The organism is Massilia jejuensis, assembly GCF_042656795.1.
Taxonomy (GTDB): domain Bacteria; phylum Pseudomonadota; class Gammaproteobacteria; order Burkholderiales; family Burkholderiaceae_D; genus Telluria; species Telluria jejuensis.
In genome coordinates, this window is sequence record NZ_JBHSMS010000036.1 from 271,236 (window position 1) to 285,912 (window position 14,677).

General features: G+C 63.8%; 13 protein-coding genes. 9 read left to right on the plus strand and 4 right to left on the minus strand.

Annotation, left to right across the window (positions count from 1 at the left end):
- The first annotated feature begins 319 nt into the window (after window positions 1-319).
- Window positions 320-586 carry a PEP-CTERM sorting domain-containing protein gene (locus tag ACFPOU_RS11785; protein ID WP_379721133.1) on the plus strand — a complete coding sequence of 89 codons (267 nt, stop codon included), beginning with the start codon at window positions 320-322 and terminating at the stop codon, window positions 584-586.
- Between the two features lie 31 nt (window positions 587-617).
- Here ACFPOU_RS11785 and ACFPOU_RS11790 read toward each other — a convergent pair whose 3' ends face one another.
- Both ACFPOU_RS11790 and ACFPOU_RS11795 read right to left on the minus strand, forming a co-directional pair.
- Entirely contained in the window at window positions 618-1,184 is a 567-nt protein-coding gene (locus tag ACFPOU_RS11790) for a DUF1697 domain-containing protein (RefSeq protein WP_379721136.1), read from the minus strand.
- 382 nt (window positions 1,185-1,566) lie between these two features.
- Window positions 1,567-1,947: a hypothetical protein gene (locus ACFPOU_RS11795; RefSeq protein WP_379721139.1), complete on the minus strand. Its 381-nt coding sequence runs from the start codon at window positions 1,945-1,947 to the stop codon at window positions 1,567-1,569.
- Window positions 1,948-2,565: 618 nt separating this feature from the next.
- Here ACFPOU_RS11795 and miaB point away from each other — a divergent pair.
- Genes miaB through ybeY form a run of 3 tightly spaced genes read left to right on the plus strand, consistent with a single transcriptional unit; the run spans window position 2,566 to window position 5,445 of the window.
- Window positions 2,566-3,927 (plus strand): tRNA (N6-isopentenyl adenosine(37)-C2)-methylthiotransferase MiaB, encoded by a 1,362-nt coding sequence (miaB, locus tag ACFPOU_RS11800; protein WP_379721142.1) that lies wholly within the window; start codon window positions 2,566-2,568, stop codon window positions 3,925-3,927.
- Entirely contained in the window at window positions 3,924-5,000 is a 1,077-nt protein-coding gene (locus tag ACFPOU_RS11805) for a PhoH family protein (RefSeq protein WP_379721145.1), read from the plus strand. Before miaB ends, ACFPOU_RS11805 begins: the two co-directional genes overlap by 4 nt.
- Window positions 4,975-5,445: an rRNA maturation RNase YbeY gene (ybeY, locus tag ACFPOU_RS11810; RefSeq protein WP_379721148.1), complete on the plus strand. Its 471-nt coding sequence runs from the start codon at window positions 4,975-4,977 to the stop codon at window positions 5,443-5,445. Before ACFPOU_RS11805 ends, ybeY begins: the two co-directional genes overlap by 26 nt.
- Window positions 5,446-5,498: 53 nt before the next feature.
- On the opposite strand, the gene ACFPOU_RS11815 is transcribed toward ybeY, so the two are convergent.
- The gene (locus ACFPOU_RS11815; RefSeq protein WP_379721151.1) at window positions 5,499-7,733 is read right to left on the minus strand and encodes a xanthine dehydrogenase family protein molybdopterin-binding subunit; all 2,235 of its coding nucleotides are present in this window, start codon (window positions 7,731-7,733) and stop codon (window positions 5,499-5,501) included.
- A gap of 9 nt (window positions 7,734-7,742) precedes the next feature.
- Window positions 7,743-8,195, minus strand: a complete 453-nt coding sequence (locus ACFPOU_RS11820) for a (2Fe-2S)-binding protein (RefSeq protein ID WP_379721154.1) — start codon at window positions 8,193-8,195, stop codon at window positions 7,743-7,745.
- Between the two features lie 150 nt (window positions 8,196-8,345).
- Here ACFPOU_RS11820 and ACFPOU_RS11825 point away from each other — a divergent pair, with 150 nt between their 5' ends.
- The 5 genes from ACFPOU_RS11825 (at window position 8,346) to gmhB (ending at window position 14,621) form a co-directional block, all read left to right on the plus strand.
- On the plus strand, window positions 8,346-9,233 hold the full coding sequence (locus ACFPOU_RS11825) for an HlyC/CorC family transporter (RefSeq protein WP_379721157.1): 888 nt from the start codon (window positions 8,346-8,348) through the stop codon (window positions 9,231-9,233).
- Complete coding sequence (gene lnt / locus ACFPOU_RS11830) at window positions 9,233-10,810, plus strand: apolipoprotein N-acyltransferase (protein ID WP_379721160.1); 1,578 nt, start codon at window positions 9,233-9,235, stop codon at window positions 10,808-10,810. The genes ACFPOU_RS11825 and lnt overlap by 1 nt, the downstream gene beginning before the upstream one ends.
- A 166-nt stretch (window positions 10,811-10,976) precedes the next feature.
- On the plus strand, window positions 10,977-11,921 hold the full coding sequence (glyQ, locus tag ACFPOU_RS11835) for a glycine--tRNA ligase subunit alpha (protein WP_379721163.1): 945 nt from the start codon (window positions 10,977-10,979) through the stop codon (window positions 11,919-11,921).
- 30 nt (window positions 11,922-11,951) lie between these two features.
- Window positions 11,952-14,051: a glycine--tRNA ligase subunit beta gene (gene glyS / locus ACFPOU_RS11840; RefSeq protein WP_379721166.1), complete on the plus strand. Its 2,100-nt coding sequence runs from the start codon at window positions 11,952-11,954 to the stop codon at window positions 14,049-14,051.
- A 9-nt stretch (window positions 14,052-14,060) separates the two neighbouring features.
- Window positions 14,061-14,621, plus strand: a complete 561-nt coding sequence (gmhB, locus tag ACFPOU_RS11845) for a D-glycero-beta-D-manno-heptose 1,7-bisphosphate 7-phosphatase (protein WP_379721169.1) — start codon at window positions 14,061-14,063, stop codon at window positions 14,619-14,621.
- Window positions 14,622-14,677 lie beyond the last annotated feature (56 nt).

The following is a 14,677-nucleotide window of genomic DNA, read 5'->3' on the forward strand; positions in this document are numbered from 1 at the left end:
CTGACAACGCAATTCGTTGCAGGGTTGGCAAAGATTGCAGGTACAAGCTTGGCGAATATGAAAAACTGTTAATACTATTTCATCAAACAGCGCCAAAAGGCTTGGTGCTTTGGCATTGTCGAATTGGCTCGCTGTCGCATTTATTTCACACGGCGCGGCCGCGTATTGGCTGGCGCCTGCGTGCGTGCCCTGCCGCCCTTTTCTACACGAATCGAACATGGGAGCGACGCAGCGTTTTGCTATGCTGGTCATGGTGGCGTCACCCGAGACGCCCTGCCCGCTTTCCTCGTACCGGTACGCTTGCAAGGAAGGAAGAATCGTGAACAGTGTCGCACTCGTAGCAGCGCTTGCCATTGGGCTAAGCAGCATCGCACAGGCGAAGGTCGTCGAGCTGGTACCGGAAGCCGCGGCCGGCGCGGTGCCGGTCCAGGCCCGCGCCGCCGATGTCCCTTCTCCCCGGCATCCATTTTCCCTGCCGTCGGGCATTTCCGAACTGCCTGAGCCCGAGGTCTTTGCCATGATGCTGGTCGGCCTGGTCCTGCTTGGCTATCGGGCCCGCCGCGACAGCAGCGAGAAGTTCAAGTAGACAGGCAGGCGGTACTGGCGTGCAGCAGCCGTCAGGCGCCCGGCGCCACCGCGGCCGGTTCGTTGCACAGTGCGTAAAGCTTGCATAAGGTAGTCCAGTTGCGCGCGGTCGTGTTATCGCCCAACTGCCTGCCAAGCGCCGTGGCCGCGGCACTGGCCAGGACGCCATCCGGGCACCAGACATAAGCCGCGCGCTGCCCCACCGCCAGCGCCTCGGCGCCCCAGCTGCGCTCGCACAGCGGCGCAATGGCTGCCCGCATCGCCGTGTCGCCCAGGACGAACACCAGCAAGCGGGCATGGTCGACCGCCTGCTCCAGCAGGGTGTTCTCGGCCAGCACGGCGGCCAGGTCCGCGCTGCCGAGCACCATGACGCGCGCCGCCACACCCAGCTTGAGCACCAGTTGCTCCTCGATGGCGGCAGCGAAGGCGCCGGGTGCGGCAGCGTCGGCCGTGAACACGAGGTTGCCGCTGTTGAGGACGCTGCGCACGTCGCGGAAACCGAGTTCGGCGACCAGCGCGCGCAGGTCGGCCATGGCCACGCGCTTGGCGCGACCGACGTTGATCCCGCGGATCAGGGCAATGTAGCGTTGACTCGTCATGGTTGCATGGTAGCGTCCGTGGCGACCGGGCGGCGTCCGCTTACTCGAGCAGGCCTTCTTCGCCGGGGCTGCTGCACGGCGCGCGGCAATGCGCGGGCGGCGGTCACCAGGTCGGGCAGGCCGCTGCGGGGAGAGAGCGATCAGGAAAGCCGTGCTGTGGCGATGGAAGACGACCCGCTCGCCGATGGGAAGAACGCACCGGGCGCGCCTGGGACAGGCCGACGGCCGACATTGTGTGAAACGGAAATGACGACGCATCCGGCGGACCGATGCCGACGGGACGCGCAAAAAAAAATGCAGCGGACGCAGCGTCGTTCAGGACGCCGGGCCGCTGCCTGGCATGACCGAAGGCACGGCAGTACAGCTTGCCATGCCGACGGACTTAGTGCGCATAGTTGCCGGACGAAGGCGTTGCCTCGTTGCTCTGTGCTTGCTGTTGTTGCTGCTGTTGAGCGGCTGCCGCTGCTGCCTTCTCTTCTGGCTTCGGACGACCCTGGGCGTCCGACAGGCGATACTTGGTGCGGCGGTCGCCCATCAGGTCGCGCAGGTCCCGAATGCTCATGCCGGTGACTTCGTGCATGCGAATCAGGAGCGAGGCGCCGACCGGGAGACGGTGGTGGCGGATCTTGCTGATGACCGGTGGCGCCACTTCGAGCATGCGCGACAGGGCCGCGTCATTCTTCAGCTGCATCTTGCCGAGCAAGATGTCGAGCAGGTGGTTGGGGTTGTAGCTTTCCTGCGATGACAAAGCATGGTGTGCCATGATGGTTTACCTCGTAAAGTGAAAGAAATAGTTCCGTTACGAACTTTGTTAATGATTGACTACCTTTCGTCAACATAAGTTCCCGGACACGCTCCTGGGCCATTAAACAGAACGAGTCTGAGTCCTAGCTTAAAAACAATGCCGGCTTTCATGCGTCCTGCTCGATGCCCCACGAACGCACTTGTCTTTCAAACAAATTATCAGACCCCTGCGAACCTTTCGTGTCCGTCCTGAGCACATGATTCATTGTTAGAAATCAAGCTATCGTGTGGAAAGCTTGTCACATAGGCATTTCAACACATGGGGATGATTTGTGGCGCACGCAAGAGATTTCTTTTACTAATTTATGTAAAAGAATTTGGAGCGAAGGTCTTGATTTACAACAGGAAATATATTGAGCAAACGCTGACTCTACCTTAGCCGCTGCCTTTTCATTCCCTACTGCAATTTAACAATCTGGCCAGAATGACAATCGTTTCGACGTAAGTAACATTTGGTTCCAAATGGCATCTAATCTCGCTCGTCTGCATGCCGTTTTTTGGTAAGGCAGGTCGAATTACGGTAAACTGGCTTGTCGACCTGTCAAAGCCCCCTGCTTTTCTTTCCTTCCAAGTACCCATGCAGAAAAAAGTATTTATCAAGACCTTCGGCTGTCAGATGAACGAGTACGACTCGGACAAGATGGCAGACGTCCTCGGCGCGTCCGACGGCCTGGTTCGCACCGATACTCCGGACGATGCCGACGTTATCCTGTTGAATACTTGTTCTGTCCGCGAAAAGGCTCAAGAGAAAGTTTTTTCCGACCTGGGGCGTCTGCGCGCCTTGAAACGCGCGCGTCCCGACCTCATCATTGGTGTAGGCGGATGTGTCGCTTCGCAGGAAGGCGACGCCATCGTCAAGCGCGCGCCTCATGTCGACATGGTGTTCGGGCCGCAAACCCTGCATCGCCTGCCGCAAATGATCCATGCGCGCCGCAGTACTGGCACGGCCCAGGTCGACATCAGTTTCCCGGAAATCGAGAAATTCGACCATTTGCCGCCAGCCAAGATCGAGGGGCCGGTGGCTTATGTCTCGATCATGGAAGGCTGCAGCAAGTATTGCAGTTACTGTGTGGTGCCTTACACCCGCGGCGAGGAAGTGTCGCGCCGCTTCGAGGATGTGCTGACCGAAGTGGCGGGCCTGGCCGCCCAGGGCGTGAAGGAAATCATGCTGCTCGGCCAGAACGTGAATGCCTACCGCGGGCCGATGGAAGGCGGAGACATGGCCGACTTCGCCCTGCTGCTCGAATACGTGGCCGACATTCCCGGCATCGAGCGCCTGCGTTTCGTGACCAGCCATCCGAAGGAATTTACCCAGCGCCTGATCGACGCCTATGCCAGGATCCCGCAGCTGGTGAACCACTTGTACCTGCCTGTCCAGCATGGTTCCGACCGCATCCTCGGCGCCATGAAGCGCGGTTATACTGGGCTGGAGTATAAATCGATCATCCGCCGCATCCGCGCCGTGCGCCCGGACATCGCGATCTCGTCGGACTTCATCGTGGGCTTCCCCGGTGAAACCGATGCCGATTTCGAGGCCATGATGAAGCTGGTGCAGGATGTCGGCTTCGATAACAGTTTCAGTTTCATCTTCAGCAAGCGCCCCGGCACGCCGGCCGCGAACCTGGAAGACGCTACCCCGCACGAGGTCAAGCTGGCGCGCCTGCAGCGCCTGCAAGCCCTGATCGATGCCAATACGCGCAAGTTCACTGCCGCCATGGTCGGCACGGTCCAGCGCGTACTGGTCGAGGGACCGTCGAAAAAAGATGCATCCGAATTGCAGGGCCGCACCGAGAACAACCGGGTGGTCATTTTCGCTCCCGGCGCCCCGGGCGACGCGCTGATCGGCCAACTGGTCGAGGTACGCGTCACCGAGAGCCTGGATTATTCCGTGCGCGGCGAACTCGTCGCCAATCTCGATACGATTGCCAAAGCCAGTTGAAAACACAACCGACCCAGCCGTTCTACTTCATTCCCGAGCCGCTCGACAATACGCGCCTGGCCCACTTGTGCGGGCCGCTCGACGAAAACCTGCGCCAGATCGGCGCGGCGCTTGACGTCACCATCTTCCGCCGCGGAGAAAAATTTATCGTCAGCGGCGCCAATGCCGAACGCGCGGTCGAACTGCTCGAGCGTTTCTATGCGGTGGCCAACAAGATCGTGCCGATCGAGGAAGTGCAACTGGCCCTGGTCGAACAACGCGCCGGCCTCAAACCGAGCATCGAGGGCGCCGAGCCGAAAGCGGCGGCCGTTGCCGACGAGGCCGTCGAAGGCGACGAATCCGAACTCGTCAGCCCGATGCTGAAAACCCGCCGCAGCGACTTGCGCGGACGCACGCCACACCAGATCCAGTACCTGAAGGCCGTGCTCGAGCACGACATCAGTTTCGGCATCGGCCCCGCCGGTACCGGCAAGACCTATCTCGCCGTGGCCTGCGCGGTCGACGCGCTCGAGCGCGACGCGGTCAAGCGCATCATCCTGACCCGTCCCGCGGTGGAAGCAGGCGAACGCCTCGGCTTCCTGCCTGGCGACATGAGCCAGAAGGTCGATCCTTACCTGCGTCCCCTGTACGACGCGCTCTACGACCTGCTCGGCTTTGACCGCACGCAAAAGCTGTTCGAGAAACAGGTGATCGAGATCGCCCCGCTGGCCTACATGCGCGGCCGCACGCTGAACCATGCTTTCGTGATTCTCGACGAAGCGCAGAATACGACCGTCGAGCAAATGAAAATGTTCCTGACGCGTATCGGTTTCGGCAGCAAGGCCGTGGTGACGGGCGACGTCACCCAGGTCGACCTGCACAAGACCCAGCGCAGCGGCCTGGTCGACGCCATGCACGTGCTGAAAGACGTGCGCGGCATCGCCTTCACCCAGTTCTCGAGCGCCGACGTCGTGCGCCACCCGCTGGTGGGCCGCATCGTCGATGCCTATGAAAAATCGAATGCCGTCCAGGAAATGGGCGCCCTGCCGAAACCAACCCCTGTACGCAATGCAAGAAAAAAACCATCCGCTTGACCTGGACGTCCAGTACCCGGACGCCCGCCTCGAATCGTCCCTCACGCCGGCACTGGTCGAGCGCTGGGTGCGCGCCACCCTGCTCGGACCGGCCGAACTGACGATCCGTTTCGTCGACAGTGCCGAGGGGCAAACCCTGAACCGCGATTACCGCGGCAAGGACTATGCGACCAATGTGCTGACTTTCGCCTACAACGAGGGCGAGGAACTGGGAGAGGACGAACCGACCCAGGCCGACATCATCCTGTGCACGGACGTGCTGCAGCGCGAAGCCGAGGAACAGAACAAGACGGTCGAGGAGCACGCGGCGCACCTGGTGGTGCACGGCGTGCTGCATGCCCAGGGTTACGACCATGAGCATGACGAGGAAGCCGAGGAGATGGAGCAGTTCGAGCGCGACATCATGGAAGTGCTCGGCTACCCCGACCCCTACGCAGAGCAATGATGGGGGCGGGGCGCCGGCGAAACCGGCTCCCCCGTGCAGCTTCCGCAGCTTATTTACGCGCCTTTTAACTGCTCCCCGATCGGCAGCTTGCGAATCCGCTTGCCGGTCGCCGCGAACACGGCATTCGTCAGCGCCGGCGCAATGCCCGACGTGCCCGGCTCGCCAATGCCGCCCGGCTCGTCGCGGCTGGTCACGATGTGCACCTCGACCCTGGGCGCTTCATTGATGCGCATCATGCGATAGTCGCCGAAATTGGTCTGCTGCACCCGGCCCTTGTCGATCGTGATCTCGTTCCACAGCGCCGCCGTCGCGCCGAAGATGATGCCGCCTTCCATCTGCGCGATGATCGTATCCGGATTGATCGCCTGGCCGCAGTCGACCGCGCACACGACGCGGTGCACGCGCACGTCGCCGTCCGGTCCGACCGAGACTTCCGCCACCTGCGCCAGATAGCTGCCGAAAGCGAACTGGGTCGAGATGCCGCGTCCGACCTTGCGTCCGGCCACCGGCGCCAGGGGCTTGCCCCAGCCGGCCTTCTGGGCCGCCAGGTTCAGCACGCCGAGCGTGCGCGGCGATTTGTCGAGCAAGGCACGACGGAAAGCCAGCGGATCCTGCTTCGCCGCCTGCGCCAGCTCGTCGATGAAGCTTTCCACCACAAACACGTTGTGGGTCGGTCCGACGCCACGCCAGAACGCCGTCGGCACGCCCGGCGGTTCGTGGCGCACGTATTCCACGCGCATGTCGGGGATCGTGTACTGCAACTCGGCCGCGCCCTCGACCGCATCCGGATCGACGCCGTTCTTCACCAAGGGCGGTGCGAAACGCGCCATGACGGATGAGCCCGTTACACGGTGGAACCAGGCCGCCACGCGGCCCTTGTCGTCCAGGCGCGCCGCCAGCCGGTCCACGTAATACGGACGGAACATGTCGTGCTGGATATCTTCCTCGCGGGTCCAGATGAACTTGACCGGGCCCTTGGTCAGTTTTGCGAACGCAACCGCCTGGATCACGTAGTCGACTTCGAGACGGCGTCCGAAACCGCCCCCAATATAATAGTTATGAACCTTGACCTTCTCGACCGGAATGCCGGCCACCTTGGCCGCCGCGCCCTGCGCCAGCGCCGGCACCTGGGTGCCGACCCAGAGGTCGCAGCCGTCCGCGCGCAGGTCGACCGTGCAATTGACCGGCTCCATGGTCGCGTGGGCCAGGAACGGCATTTCGTAGACCGCTTCGATCTTGCGCCCACCTTGCCGGTCGAGCGCCTGGATGGCGTCGCCGGTATTCTTCGCGACCGCGCCCGTGCCTTCCGACACTTTCATCATGTCGGCGACGATGCCGGGCAAGGACACATTGCCGTTGGCGCCGTCGTCCCAGCGTGGCGCGGCGGCGGCGAGACCCTGCTTGGCGGCCCAGAAATGGTCGGCCACGACAGCCACCGCGCCCTCCAGGCGCAGCACCTGGCGCACGCCCTTCACCGCCATCGCTTTCGCCTCGTCCACGCCAACCAGCTTGCCGCCGGTCACGGGCGAAGCGGCAACGGCGGCAATGCCCATGTTCGGCAGGCGCGCATCGATCCCGAACAAGGCTTCGCCATTCGTCTTGGCCGGCGAATCGAGGCGTTTCATCGGCGTACCGATCAGCACGTATTGCTCCGGCGCCTTCAATTTGACGTTCTTCGGCAGCGCCATCTTCGAGGCCGCGTCGACCAGTTCGCCGAAGTGGGCCGAGCGGCCCGAGGCCTGGTGGCGCACGGCACCGGCCACGACCTGCAATTCGTCCGCATCGACCTCCCAGTTCTTGGCCGCGGCAGCGACGAGCACGCTGCGCACCATGGCGCCGGCTTCGCGCAGCGGCTTCCAGGCCCCGCGCACCGAGGTCGAGCCGCCGGTGACCTGGCCGCCGAGCAAGGGGTCGGCATACAGCTCGTTGTTCGCCGGCGCCTGCTCCAGCTTGACTTTCGAGAGGTCGGCGCCGAGCTCCTCGGCCAGCAGCATCGGCATCGATGTAAACGTACCCTGCCCCATCTCGACCTTGTGGATGACCAGGGTCACGATGCCGGCGCGGTCAATGCGGATGAAGGCGTCACGCGCCAGGCCTGGCGGGGTGTCGGAATGCGCGGTACTGGCCTCGCCGACCGCCTTTTCGGACGGCACATCCTTGCGGTCGCTGTCCTTGTTGCAGCCGAACAGAGAAAACCCGAACAGCAAGCCGCCGCCGGCGGTGGCGCCGAGCTGCATGAAACGGCGGCGGGCATTGGGAACGTGCGTGATTTTATTATCCTGGTTCATCTGCGTTCCTTATTTGGCAGCGGCGATCTTGATCGCCTGGCGGATACGCCCATAGGTGCCGCAGCGGCAGATGTTGCCGGACATTGCATTGTCAATGTCGGCGTCGGTGGGTTTCGGCGTCGCTTGCAGCAAGGCGGTGGCCGACATGATCTGGCCCGACTGGCAATAACCGCACTGCACCACGTCGATCTGGCGCCAGGCGTCCTGCACCCTGGCGCCGACCGGATCCTTGCCGATCCCCTCGATCGTCACGATCTGCTTGCCGGCCGCGCTCGACACCGGTGTGATGCACGAGCGGATTGGCTGGCCGTCGAGGTGGACAGTGCAGGCGCCGCACAGGGCCTGGCCGCAGCCGAACTTGGTACCGGTCAGGCCGGCCACGTCGCGCAGCACCCACAGCAAAGGCATGTCGTCGGGCACGTCGAGCTTGGTGGTGGCGCCGTTGATGGTGAGGGAGGGCATGCAGTTTCCTTTTTGCTTTTTAACTAATCGAAATATGATAAAGCAAGCAGGTCCGGCGCGCTGAGCGCAGCCCCGCGCGGGCGCGCGCGCTCTGGCGGGTCCGCTTTTGGTGTATGCTACGCCCATCGCAACAACGGCTTCACGCCAACTATGCCCGAGTATCCCGCTGACGTCCGATCGGACGCCAAACCCCACAGGTCGCTCTTCGAACGACTGACCGCCTTCATCTCCCCAGAGCCAGAAAACCGCACCGAGCTGCTTGAAGTGCTGCACGAAGCACACGAGCGCAACCTGATCGATGCCGACGCCTTGTCGATGATCGAAGGCGTGTTCCAGGTCTCCGACCTGTCGGCGCGCGACATCATGGTGCCCCGTTCCCAGATGGATGTGATCGACATTACCGATCCGATCGAAGAATGGCTGCCGATCGTGCTGCAAACCGCCCACTCCCGCTTCCCCGCCATCGAAGGCGAGCGCGACAAGGTAGTCGGCATCTTGCTGGCCAAGGATTTGCTGCGGTATTACGCTGAGGAAAGCTTCGACGTACGCGCCATGCTGCGCCCGGCAATCTTCATCCCCGAGTCGAAACGCCTGAACGTGCTGCTGCGCGACTTCCGCGCCAACCACAACCACATGGCCATCGTCGTCGACGAGTACAGCGGCGTGGCCGGCCTGATCACGATCGAAGACGTGCTCGAGCAGATCGTCGGCGACATCGAAGACGAATACGATTTCGACGAAGAAGAAGACAACGTGTTGTCGGTCAAGGAAGGTCAGCTTGGCCCGCGCTGGCGCGTGAAAGCGCTGACGGAAATCGACCAGTTCAACGAAGAAATCGGCGTCGACCTGCCCGAAGACGAAGCCGATACCATCGGCGGTTTTGTCGCCGGTCACCTGGGCCGCATGCCGCACAAGGGTGAAGAGTTCACCCTGGGCAATTTGCGCTTCGAAGTCCTGCGCGCCGATGCGCGCCAGATCCACGTATTGCTGGTCGAAAAGCTGCCGCCCGCGCAGCACGCCCGCGACGACGACGATTGATGCTGCGCCGCCGTTCCGCCAGCGCGCCCCGCGGTGCTCGCGAAATCGCCGTGCGGGGAACCCGTCCCGCCCTGCGCGAACTGGCGCTCGCCGCGCTCGCCGGCGGCGCTTCCCTCTTCTCGTTCGAGCCCTTCGGCTGGTGGCCGCTGCAGTTCCTGCTGCTCGGCTGGCTGTTTTACCAGGTCGGACTCGGCACCAGCGTCAAACGCGCGAGCTTGCTCGGCTGGGCCTTCGGCTTCGGCTGGTCGGTCGGCGCCATGCACTGGCTATACATCCTGATGACCCGCTTCGCCCATTTGCCGGCGATCCTCGGGGTCATCGGCATCGTCCTGCTCGGCCTCTACATGGGCCTGTTCGGCGCCTTCGCCACCGGCGTCGCCGCCTGGCTGCGCCGGCGCTGGTCGCTGCCGCTCGCCACTTTCGTGCTGCTGGTCCTGCCGGTGACCTGGGGCCTGTCCGAATGGATGCGCGGCTGGGTGTTTACCGGTTTCCCCTGGTCGGTCTCGGGCTATGCCCACGATACGGCGCCGCTGGCCGGCTTTGCGCCACTGATCGGCGTCTACGGCATCGGCGTGCTGGCGGCCTTCTGCGGCGCCTGCCTGGTCATGCTGACCCAGCGCGCCCGGCCCTGGGCCATCGGACTGCTGGGCGCGGTGCTGCTGTCGGGCGGCGCACTGCGCACCATCGAATGGACCCAGCCGACAGGCCAGCCGATCACCGTGCGCTTGTTACAGGGGAATATCCCGCAGGACCGCAAATTCGACGATGCCTTCCTGTCGAGCATCCTGCAACGCTACCAGGCGATGATCACGGCGGCGCCCGCCGACCTGATCGCTACCCCGGAAACGGCGATTCCCAGCTTTCCACAGGAATTGCCGCCCGACTACCTGGAAAGCCTGCAACGCTTCGCCGGCGCCAGCGGCAGCACGCTCGCGGTCGGCATTCCCCTGCTCGACGGTCCGCGCAAGTATGCCAACAGCGTCATCGCCCTCTCGCCGCAACCGGCGCCCTACCGCTACGACAAGGCGCACCTGGTGCCCTTCGGCGAATTCATCCCGCCGGGCTTCCGCTGGTTTACCGACATGCTCAACATTCCACTGAACGACGCCACCCGCGGCCAGTTCATGCAGGCGCCGTTCGCGGTCAAGGACCAGCTGGTGCTGCCGAACATCTGCTATGAAGACGTGTTCGGCGAAGAGATCGCCTACCAGCTGCGCAATGCGCCGCGTCCGGCCACGCTGCTGCTGAACATGTCGAACCTGTCCTGGTATGGCCAGTCCTACGCGATCCCGCAACACCTGCAGATTTCGCGCATGCGGACGCTGGAAACCGGCCGCCCGATGCTGCGTTCGACCAACGACGGCGCCACCGCCATCATCGACGGCCGCGGCCAGCTCAGCCACGTGCTGCCCTTCTACGCCGAGGGCGTCCTGACGGCAACGGTGCGCGGTACGACCGGCATGACACCGTATATCCGTTTCGGCAACCTTGGCTTCCTGGTGCTGGGCGCGCTCGCCTTGCTGGGCGCCTGGTTTTCTGGGCGCAATTACCGTAAGAAAAAGGCCAATGTCGCTTAGTTGAGCTCATCTTGGTCCCAGAGGCCGGGCAGAATCCGCTAGAATTGGTCATTTAGCAAACTCACCGTGTTCGCGCCTCGCGAGCCTGTGAAAAATTCCAGGCGCGACGATGCAAGGCTGCCAGGAGGGTTTTTCACACACTCGCAACGCGCGGCGCTACTCCAAGATGCTCACATTCCAACAAATCATCCTGACCTTGCAATCCTATTGGGACAAGCAAGGTTGCGCCCTGCTCCAGCCTTACGACATGGAAGTGGGCGCGGGCACCTTCCACACCGGCACCTTCTTGCGCGCGATCGGCCCGGAGCCATGGCGCGCCGCCTATGTGCAGCCCTCGCGCCGTCCCAAGGATGGCCGGTATGGCGAGAATCCCAACCGCCTGCAGCACTATTACCAGTACCAGGTCGTCCTGAAGCCGGCGCCGGAAAACATCCTCGACCTCTATCTCGGCTCGCTCGAAGCGCTCGGCCTGGACCTGAAAAAGAACGATGTGCGCTTCGTCGAGGACGACTGGGAAAGCCCGACGCTGGGCGCCTGGGGCCTGGGTTGGGAAGTCTGGCTGAACGGCATGGAAGTGACGCAATTCACCTATTTCCAGCAAGTTGGCGGCCTCGACTGCAAGCCGGTGCTGGGCGAGATCACCTACGGCATCGAGCGCCTGGCGATGTACCTGCAGGGCGTGGAAAACGTCTACGACCTGGTCTGGACCGAGTGGGAAGAACAGGGCGCGGCCGGCGAGCCGGTCAGGAAAAAGCTGTCGTATGGCGACGTCTTTCACCAGAACGAAGTCGAGCAGTCGACCTATAACTTCGAGCATGCGAATACCGACCTGCTGTTCCAGGCCTTCGCCAACCACGAGGCCGAAGCCAAGCGCCTGATCGAACTGGCGCTGACGCTGCCGGCCTACGAGCAGATCATGAAGGCCTCGCACAGCTTCAACATGCTCGACGCCAGAGGGGCCATTTCGGTGACCGAACGCGCCGCCTACATCGGGCGCGTGCGCACGCTGTCGCGCCTGGTCGCCCAGGCCTATTACGACTCGCGCGAAAAGCTCGGCTTCCCGATGCTGGCAGCGGACGCCAACTCGCCAGCCACCCAAGCCGCCGCCTGAGCGCCCCGGACCGGACAAGAACAGACTCCCATGAATCAAACATTACTCGTCGAACTGCAAACCGAAGAACTGCCTCCGAAAGCGCTCGTCAAACTGGGCGCGGCCTTTGCCGGCGGCATCGCCGACGGTTTGAAAGCCCGCGGCTTCCTCGATCAGGGCAGCGTCGTCACGCCCTACGCCACTGCGCGCCGCCTGGCCGTCTCGATCACCGACGTGCGCGCCACCTCGCCCGACAAGACGATCCGCGAAAAGGTGCTGCCGGTCTCGGTCGCCCTCGACAAGGACGGCAACCCGAGTGCGCCGCTGGCCAAGAAGCTGGCCGCCCTCGGCTTTCCCGACTTGACGATCGCCGACCTCGAACGTGCCCAGGACGGCAAGGCCGAGAGCTTCTTCCACACCTATACGGCGGCGGGCAGCGCCCTGGCCGGCGGCCTGCAGGACGTGCTCGGCGAAACGCTCGCCAAGCTGCCGATTCCGAAACTGATGAGCTACCAGCGCCCCGACGGCGACACCGTGCAGTTCGTGCGTCCGGCGCACCTGCTGCTGGCGCTGTTCGGCGAACAGGTGCTGCCACTGACCGTGCTGGGCCTGGACGCGGGGCGCCAGACCATGGGCCACCGCTTCCTGTCGCATGGCCGGCCGATCGCGGTCGGCCATGCGGACGACTACGCCGCCCTCCTCGAAAACGAGGGCAAGGTAATTGCCTGCGCCGCCGCGCGCAAGGACAGCATCCGCGCCCAGCTGCTGGAGAAGGCCGGCGCCGACCAGGTCCTGATGCCCGAAGCGCTGCTCGACGAAGTCGCGGCCCTGGTCGAATGGCCGGTCGTCTACGAGTGCCATTTCGAGGAAGCCTTCCTGGCCGTGCCGCAGGAATGCCTGATCCTGACGATGCAGACGAACCAGAAGTATTTCGCGCTGACCGATGCCCAGGGCAAGCTGCGTTCGCGCTTCCTGATCGTCTCGAACATCGCGACCGACGATCCGCGGCACATCGTCGGCGGCAACGAGCGCGTCGTGCGCCCGCGCCTGTCCGACGCCAAGTTCTTCTTCGAGCAGGACAAGAAGAAGACCCTCGCATCGCGCCTGCCGCTGCTGGCCAATGTCGTCTATCACAACAAGCTGGGCACGCAGGCCGAACGCACCGGGCGCGTCACGCGCCTGGCCGCCGCCATCGCGACCCGCCTCGGTTACGACGTGGCGCTGGCCGAACGCGGCGCGCGCCTGGCCAAGGCCGACCTGCTGACCGACATGGTCGGCGAATTCCCCGAGCTGCAAGGCATCATGGGCACGTATTACGCGCGCCATGACGGCGAACCCGATGAGGTGGCCCTGGCAGCCTCGGAGCATTATCAGCCGCGCTTTGCCGGCGACAAGCTGCCGTCGACGAACACCGGTCTCGTCGTGGCCCTGGCCGACAAGCTCGAAACCCTGGTCGGCATCTGGGCCATCGGCCTGCAGCCGACGGGCGAAAAGGATCCGTTCGCGCTGCGCCGCCACGCCCTGGGCGTGATGCGCATGCTCGTCGAGAAGCGCCTGCCGCTGTCGATCCCGGACCTGCTGGCCGACGCGGCCGGTGTCTTCGAGGGCCAGGCCGCCATGGGTGGAGCACTGCGGGATCCGCGCGCCGAAGTCGCCGCCTTCATGCTCGAGCGCCTGCGCGGCATGCTGCGCGAACGCGGTTTCACGCCGAACGAGGTCGAGGCGGTACTGGCCCAGAATCCGGAGCGCGTCGACGACGTCGTGGGCCGCCTGGAAGCGGTGCAGGCCTTTGCCGCACTGCCGCAGTCCGCATCGCTGGCCGCCGCCAACAAGCGCATCACCAACATCCTGAAAAAGACGGAGGCCGCCATCGGCACCGTCTCGCAGGATCTCCTGCAGGAAGAAGCCGAGCGCAAGCTGGCCGCCGCCATCGAACGCGTGCGTCCGCAGGTGGACGCAGCCTTTGCCGCCGGCGATTTCGCGGGCACCCTCAAGACGCTGGCCCAGCTGCGCGACGACGTCGACGGTTTCTTCAACGACGTGATGGTGATGGCCGAGGACCCGGCGCTGCGCAATAACCGCCTGGCACTGCTGTCATCGCTGCACGGGATGATGAACCGCGTGGCCGACATCTCGAAGCTGGCCGCGTAAGGAGTGATCGTGAAGCTGATCATCCTCGACCGCGACGGCGTCATCAACCACGACTCGCCGGAATTCATCAAAAGTCCGGCCGAGTGGATTCCGATCCCCGGCTCGCTCGAGGCGATCGCCCGCCTGAACCAGGCGGGCTACCGCGTCATCATCGCTTCCAACCAGTCCGGCATCGCGCGCGAACTGTTCGACATGCCGACCCTGAACGCGATCCACCAGAAGATGCACAACGCCGCCCAGCAGGTCGGCGCCGACATCGACGCGGTGTTCTTCTGCCCCCATGCCGCCGCCGACAACTGCGATTGCAGGAAGCCCAAGGCCGGTATGTTCGAGGAGATCAGCAAGCGCTTCAAGGTCAGCCTGAAAGGCGTGCCGACGGTCGGCGACTCGCTGCGCGACCTGCAGGCCGGCTTCATCAAGGGCTGCCTGCCCAACCTGGTCCTGACCGGCAAGGGCGGGAAAACCCACGAAGTTGGCGGACTTCCGCCCGGCACCCAGGTCTATCCCGACCTGGCGGCGATGGTCACGGCCCTGCTGAAAACGGCGTCCCGCGTTCAGCTCGTTCAGTAGTCCAGCCAGCAGCCCAACCAATAACAAAGAGAGTCCTTCTTGCCTACTGTCGTCCC

Excerpts from the sequence above, each read along its gene's own strand:
- ACFPOU_RS11790 (WP_379721136.1), bottom strand. The coding sequence starts at position 1,184 with ATGACGAGTCAACGCTACATTGCCCTGATCCGCGGGATCAACGTCGGT.
- ACFPOU_RS11795 (WP_379721139.1), bottom strand. The coding sequence starts at position 1,947 with ATGGCACACCATGCTTTGTCATCGCAGGAAAGCTACAACCCCAACCAC.
- miaB (WP_379721142.1), top strand. The coding sequence starts at position 2,566 with ATGCAGAAAAAAGTATTTATCAAGACCTTCGGCTGTCAGATGAACGAG.
- ybeY (WP_379721148.1), top strand. The coding sequence starts at position 4,975 with ATGCAAGAAAAAAACCATCCGCTTGACCTGGACGTCCAGTACCCGGAC.
- ACFPOU_RS11815 (WP_379721151.1), bottom strand. The coding sequence starts at position 7,733 with ATGAACCAGGATAATAAAATCACGCACGTTCCCAATGCCCGCCGCCGT.
- ACFPOU_RS11820 (WP_379721154.1), bottom strand. The coding sequence starts at position 8,195 with ATGCCCTCCCTCACCATCAACGGCGCCACCACCAAGCTCGACGTGCCC.
- ACFPOU_RS11825 (WP_379721157.1), top strand. The coding sequence starts at position 8,346 with ATGCCCGAGTATCCCGCTGACGTCCGATCGGACGCCAAACCCCACAGG.
- lnt (WP_379721160.1), top strand. The coding sequence starts at position 9,233 with ATGCTGCGCCGCCGTTCCGCCAGCGCGCCCCGCGGTGCTCGCGAAATC.
- glyQ (WP_379721163.1), top strand. The coding sequence starts at position 10,977 with ATGCTCACATTCCAACAAATCATCCTGACCTTGCAATCCTATTGGGAC.
- glyS (WP_379721166.1), top strand. The coding sequence starts at position 11,952 with ATGAATCAAACATTACTCGTCGAACTGCAAACCGAAGAACTGCCTCCG.